3 protein-coding genes are annotated in these 2465 nt (G+C 35.0%); 1 reads left to right on the top strand and 2 read right to left on the bottom strand.

What is annotated here, in order from left to right; translation table 11 throughout:
• Positions 1-237: hypothetical protein (locus tag P20439_RS18835; protein ID WP_036933134.1), on the top strand; the 237-nt coding region annotated here is incomplete at its 5' end.
• A gap of 233 nt (positions 238-470) precedes the next feature.
• Here P20439_RS18835 and P20439_RS07135 read toward each other — a convergent pair.
• Together P20439_RS07135 and P20439_RS07130 are read right to left on the bottom strand one after the other, a co-directional pair.
• A complete protein-coding gene (locus tag P20439_RS07135) occupies positions 471-1412 on the bottom strand; it encodes a COG2958 family protein (protein WP_008465654.1) in 942 nt (313 codons plus the stop codon).
• A gap of 82 nt (positions 1413-1494) precedes the next feature.
• On the bottom strand, positions 1495-2097 hold the full coding sequence (locus tag P20439_RS07130) for a GNAT family N-acetyltransferase (RefSeq protein ID WP_008465653.1): 603 nt from the start codon (positions 2095-2097) through the stop codon (positions 1495-1497).
• Positions 2098-2465: the final 368 nt, after the last annotated feature.

Below are 2465 nucleotides of genomic sequence, written 5' to 3'. Positions count from 1 at the left end.
TGCAATAAGCGTTTAACCAAAGACACAGTTAATATTCTAATATGTAACCAAGGGCTCAGTTCGATTAAAGAGGGCTGGCTGCTTGCGAGGCATGAGCTTATAGAAACCTCATCACAGTTAAAAGGTGCAACAAAAAAGCGTAAAGCAAGGTACTCAATTAAAAATAGTTGGCTTAAAGAAAATCAAGCAAAAATCTTAAATCGATATCGAGATATTTTGATTAATCCAAAAAGGTAAGCATTTTGAGCATATGCTGTGGTAGGGCACAATTAGCAACATTATTGGATGGAAAAGCTATTTAGGCTTAGATAAAAGCTCAAATTTAAACTGACAGTCACTTATTAAAAATGTAGCTGTCAGAGCTAGTACGTTTTAGGTTTACTAGCTCTGAGTAATACTTATTAAAACTGCGGATTAGGCAAGGCTCTTAACATTTGTAATTTCAACTGTCACATTTTCTAGTGGGATTTTCACTTATTCCAATCCCTAGCTCGAACTCTCCCTGTCTGATAGTAAGTTGATACAAGCTCTATATAATCTTTGAAATCTGTATTTTCAACTAATATTCGATTTACAGATTGCCAATCAACGTCAGCTCTAGATTTTGCAGGAAGCATCATTTCACTTTCACTTGGGTTTTCTGGATTGAGAAGAATAACACCGATACCATGAAGTGCAGAAAGCATCCTCAATTCTTGTTCAACACTACTATCAGATATGGAGGTCGCTACTAAATATCCTTCATTAGCCCAACTTGAGTTACTCACGGCTTGAAAGAAGCTTTTCCTAGCATTTGATCCTGTTAGCTCTTTTTTTACTTCAAAAGACCATAGCCGCACACTTTGACCGGCTCCTTGCTTTACACAGCTTCTAATTAATTCATTCCACTCTTTATCAACTGGCTGCATAGCAACGATATCAGGATGCAACCATTGATTTCCACCACTGCCCCGCGAATTTTTTGAGCGTTTCTCATCTATTCTTTGACAGTATAATTTTAGCTCTGTTTTTAAGTAATCAATAAGTATTGGGTATAGGTCATGCTCGGAAAAAGTTAATGTTTCTGGAATCGTTACTACTTCATTATCGTCATTATCAATTTCTTCTAATTCAGGTTCTATTTGACCAACAATTTTTTCAGGGTTGAACCAATAAACTCGAGGGCGGGGCTTATCTTGCCAGAATACGTGTCGATCATTTTTTACTATTTGATCCTTTTGAGAACCAATTTCTGCCACAATTTGAGATATGAAGGCTTTTTCATCGGCAAACCTTGGATTCTGCCTTTTTTCTCTATAATCCTCTGGGTAAGCTTCAACAATTTGCTCTGCTATTTGTCGAGCATTAAATTTTTTATTTGGGTTTGCCTTAAGTAACTCAACAATTTTTTGTGATTGTGACAGTCTTGACACTTAAAACTTCCTTATATTTCTGAGGTGAGTTTGATAAATAATGAAAGCTAAAACTTAAATCAGTTTTATTGAAACAAGCTAGCTAATGAGATTTTTTCTTAGGGGCATGCTTTGGAGGTCTGATACCAAACTTTTTAAGCGTACGTTTTACTTCAGAAAAGATTTCAATTGCTTCAGGCTGAATTTCTACTAAACAGATTATTTGGTTTACGCATTGCTCAATTGTCATTATTTTAGAACTAACATAGGCTAAGACTATTTCATTAACCTTATCTTCAGCGGGGCAATAATACTTAAAACCGACTTGCTCGTAAAAGGATCTAAGCTCGGGACGGCATGCAACAGTGCAGCCATAATCGGTATCAACTTCTGTTTTTAGTGCTAACTCCAAAGCTTTCTTTCCCAAACCAGAACCTCTAAACTCCCTTTCAACTGCAAAGTAATATAATCTTCGCACTTTCCTGCCTTCTTTTCCGTAAGAGAAGAGGCCGTAAGCAACTTTCTGACCATTATCTGTTATTGAAAAGAAACATCCGTCATTTGAGCGAAGCATATGCATGACTGTACAATAAACTGCTTCTTTCATTTCGCCACCATCTAGCATTAAATATGAAAACTTAAATGCGTCAGGGACGATTTCTACAGTATTATCGTCTGTGAGGGAACGATGTATTTTTATTTCCATATATTATTACCAATAATTTAAAATTAAGTTTGAATTTTTTAACTCACATTTAGGCTCAACAAATTAATTGTGCATTAATGTAGGGCATTCCTAGTGCCTTTTTAATCATACTCTACAGATTTTTAATGAAATTTATATCATTAAGAGGTTTATCACCGCAAGGCAAAGTTAAATAAGTAACATATATGCTCAAATTGATGTCGTGTATGTTGAGGAAGTTTTAGGATAAAATCTGATCGTTATTATTGGTTAATATCTATAAATTCTGGGATTGAACTCACATACATTGCATTCTAAGATGTTTTCTCTAATAACGATTATAAAGGTCATGTTAATCTCTATTAACATGACCTTTTCTTATTTTGCAA

Source organism: Pseudoalteromonas sp. BSi20439 (assembly GCF_000241165.1).
In the GTDB taxonomy this organism is placed as follows: domain Bacteria; phylum Pseudomonadota; class Gammaproteobacteria; order Enterobacterales; family Alteromonadaceae; genus Pseudoalteromonas.
Note: the sequence above shows the minus strand (reverse complement) of the source record. Positions and strands in the feature narration are given on the sequence as shown.

Bases quoted from the DNA above. Each gene is read 5' to 3' on its own strand.
- P20439_RS07130 (WP_008465653.1), bottom strand. From the start codon at position 2,097: ATGGAAATAAAAATACATCGTTCCCTCACAGACGATAATACTGTAGAA.